We start from the raw sequence: 3577 nt of genomic DNA on the forward strand, positions 1-3577 counted from the left end.
GCCGCGACGGCCCCGACCGCCGCTCCGATGCCCGCCCCGGCGCCGGCCGCCGAGCCGCGGCTGCCGGTCATCGAAGGCGTGAAGCCGTCCATGGATTCGACCGGCGCCGTGCAGATGCAGGTCGGACGTCAGGCCGACAGCCTGATCCTCAGCTTCCCGTTCTCGGTCGCCACCCCGACCGCGGTCTTCAACCGGGCCGACGCCCTGTGGGTCGTGTTCGACACGCGCGCCAAAATCGACATCGCGGCGCTGGGCCGCGACCGCAGCGGCACCGTGCAGAGCGCCGCGCTGATGGCGCTGCCCGACGGCCAGGCGCTGCGCCTGAAGCTCGAGCGGCCGCGACTCGCGACCGTGCGCATCGACGGGGCGACCGTGTCGCTCGTCGTCGGCGACCAGGTGATGGAGGCGCCGCGTCCGCTCGCGCTCGTCCGTAACCCGTCGAGCCAGAGCAAGATCACCGCGGCCGTGCCGTTCGACGATCCGCGCGCCGTGCACCGGATCGTCGATCCGGAAGCGGGCGACACGCTGGTGGTCGTCACCGGCCTCGGTCCGCCGCGCGGCTTCATGCAGCCGCAGGACTATGTCGAGTTCGGCGTGCTGCCTTCGAGCCACGGCGTCGTCCTGCAGCCGGTCGCCGACGACCTCACCGTCGAGCTCGGCACCGACCGGATCACCATCGCGCGCCCCGCCGGGCTCGCCGTGTCGGCGAGCGACATGGTCGGGCGCCGCACCGGCCTGTTCCGGCCGGCCGTGTTCGATCCGCAGCTCTGGGGCTTCGACCGCGAGGCCGAGTACGAGCCGCGCCGCCGGCTCCTGATCAACGCCGCCGCCGAGGCGCTGGAGACCCGGCGCACCGGCGCCCGGATGGATCTGGCCCGCTTCTATCTGGCCCGCGAGATGTACGCCGAGGCGAAGGGCGTGATCGACGTCGCGCTCGCCGACGAGCGGCCAGGCGCCGACGATCCGGCCGGCCTGTTCATGCGGGCGCTCGCCAACATCATGCTCGACCGCATCCCCGAGGCGCTCAAGGACCTGTCCAACCCGATCGTCGCGAGCCATCCCGACGCCCAGATCTGGCGCGGCTTCGCCGCGGCCAAGCAGGGCAACTTCTCCGACGCCAACGAGAAGCTGCGCACCGTCGAATCGTCGGTCTCGACGCTGCCGATCCAGCTCCAGCGGCTGATCCTCGCCGAGGCCGTGCGGGCCGCCGTCGAGGTGAAGAACTTCGCCGTCGCCCAGAACCTGCTGCACGCCTTCGAGACGCTCGGCATCGACAAGGACATGGAGGCGCGCATCGCGGTGCTCGCCGGCCAGGTGGCCGAGGGCGTGGGTCGCAGTGGCGATGCGCTCGCCGACTACCGGCTCGCCGTCGCCACCCTCACCGGGCCGGACGCCGCCAAGGGGCGGCTGCGCGAGGCGGTGCTGCGTTATCACCTCGGCGACCTCAAGCGCACCGAGGTCATCTCCGATCTCGAGGAGCTCACCACGGTCTGGCGCGGCGACGAGACCGAGATCGAGGCGCTGCAGCTGCTCGCGCGGCTCTACACCCAGGAGGGCCGCTATCGCGACGCCTTCCACGTGATGCGCACGGCGCTGTCGGCGCATCCGAACTCCGATCTCACCCGGCGCATCCAGGAGGAGGCGGCGTCGACGTTCGATACGCTGTTCCTGGCCGGCAAGGGCGATGCCATGCCGGCCGTCGACGCGCTCGGGCTGTTCTACGACTTCCGCGAGCTCACCCCGATCGGCCGGCGCGGCGACGAGATGATCCGCCGGCTCGCCGACCGGCTGGTCTCGGTCGACCTGCTCGACCAGGCGGCCGAGCTGCTGCAGCACCAGGTCGATCACCGCCTGCAGGGCGCCGCCCGAGCCCAGGTCGCGACCCGGCTCGCCATCGTCTATCTGATGAACCGCAAGCCGGACCGGGCGCTCGCCACGATGCGGGCGACCCAGACCACCAATATCGCTACCGAATTGCGCAACCAGCGCCTGCTGATCGAGGGGCGGGCGCTCTCCGACGTCGGCCGGCCCGACCTCGCCATCGAGGTGATCGCCAATCTCGACGGGCGCGAGGCGCAGCGCCTGCGCGCCGACATCCTGTGGTCGGCCAAGCGCTGGCAGGCGGCGGCCGAGCAGATCGAGATGATGTACGGCGAGCGCTGGCGCGACTGGCAGCCGCACTCCGAGCCCGAGCGTGCCGACCTCTTGCGCGCCGCGATCGGCTACGCGCTCGCCGAGGACGCGCTGGGCCTCGACCGCTTCCGCGAGAAATACGTGGCCAAGATGGCCGACGGGCCGGATCGCCGCGCCTTCGAGGTGGCGACCGCGCCGCGCGCCGCCAACGCCCCCGAGTTCGCCGCCGTCTCGCGCATGGTCGCCGCGACCGACACGCTCGACTCGTTCCTGCGCGACCTGCGGACGCGCTATCCGGAAACCGGCGCGTTCAGCGCCGATCCGCAGCCCGCCGGCCCGCCGGCCGGCGGCCCGCCGGGCGTCCCCCCGGGGACCCAGAGCCGGGCGCCGCTCGCCGACCCGGACCCGACCGCCTCGATCCGCTCCCGCAAGGTCATGGCGGTGCGGCGGTAGGCGCCGGAGCGGCGGCGGGCGCCGCCCGCCGGCTCAGCTTCCGAAGCTTTGCACCAGGCTGCCGGCGACGAGGTTCCAGCCGTCGACCAGGACGAAGAAGATCAGCTTGAACGGCAGCGAGATGGTCGCCGGCGGCAGCATCATCATGCCCATCGACATCAGGACCGAGGCGACGACGAGGTCGATGATCAGGAAGGGCAGGAACAACAGGAAGCCGATCTCGAAGGCGCGCTTGAGCTCCGAGATCATGAAGGCCGGCACCAGGATGCGCAGCGACATATTCTCCGGGCTCGCCGGCGGCGCCTCGCGCGCCATGTCGAGGAACAGCTTGAGGTCCTTCTCGCGCACGTTCTTCAGCATGAAGGCGCGGAACGGCTCGCTCGAGCGCTCGAACGCCTGCTCCATGGTGATCTCGTTGTTCATCAGCGGCCGGATCCCGGTGTCGTAGGCGCGCTCGAAGGCCGGCCCCATCACGAAGGCGGTGAGGAACAGGGCGAGCGCGATCAGCACGCTGTTGGGCGGCGCCGTGGCGGTGCCCAGCGCGGTGCGCAGCAGCGACAGGACGACGACGATCCGGGTGAACGACGTCACCATCACGAGGATCGACGGTGCGAGCGACAGCACCGTGATCAGCGCGATGAGCTGGAACACGCGCTCGGTCAGGGCGCCGCCCTGGCCGAGATTGAGGCTGAGGTCTTGGGCGCCCGCCGGCCCGACGAACAGCGGACCGACCATGATCGCGCCAACGAGCAGCGCGAGCGGCGCCGACAGTCCCGCTCCGGCCGCCATCGTCGCGAGACGAACGCGGCGGCCGCCGACGATGCGGATCACGGCTTTCCGGGCGTGCGGCCGAGCAGATTCGCCATTTCCTCTTCGAGGCTCTCGTAGGCGGTCTTGCCGGACGGCGTGGAGTCCTGGGGCGCGGGAGCCGGGGCCGGGTCGGCGGCCGCGGCGGGCGCCGGCGGGGCCGGAGGCTCGGGCGTCGCGTGCA

Annotated in this window: 2 protein-coding genes; one reads left to right on the forward strand and one right to left on the reverse strand. The window is 71.9% G+C overall.

Annotation, left to right across the window (positions count from 1 at the left end; genetic code table 11):
- Positions 1–90: 90 nt before the first annotated feature.
- The gene (locus tag CCR97_RS24060) at positions 91–2586 is read left to right on the forward strand and encodes a tetratricopeptide repeat protein (RefSeq protein ID WP_207199576.1); all 2496 of its coding nucleotides are present in this window, start codon (positions 91–93) and stop codon (positions 2584–2586) included.
- A gap of 33 nt (positions 2587–2619) precedes the next feature.
- Here the strand turns inward: CCR97_RS24060 and fliP are convergent, their stop codons facing one another.
- Positions 2620–3321, reverse strand: coding sequence for a flagellar type III secretion system pore protein FliP (gene fliP, locus CCR97_RS24065; protein ID WP_111360059.1), 702 nt, complete (start codon positions 3319–3321; stop codon positions 2620–2622).
- Positions 3322–3577: the final 256 nt, after the last annotated feature.

It is taken from the genome of Rhodoplanes elegans, assembly GCF_016653355.1.
Lineage (GTDB): Bacteria > Pseudomonadota > Alphaproteobacteria > Rhizobiales > Xanthobacteraceae > Rhodoplanes > Rhodoplanes elegans.

Bases quoted from the DNA above. Each gene is read 5' to 3' on its own strand.
- CCR97_RS24060 (WP_207199576.1), top strand. From the start codon at position 91: ATGGATTCGACCGGCGCCGTGCAGATGCAGGTCGGACGTCAGGCCGAC.
- fliP (WP_111360059.1), bottom strand. From the start codon at position 3,321: ATGGTCGGTCCGCTGTTCGTCGGGCCGGCGGGCGCCCAAGACCTCAGC.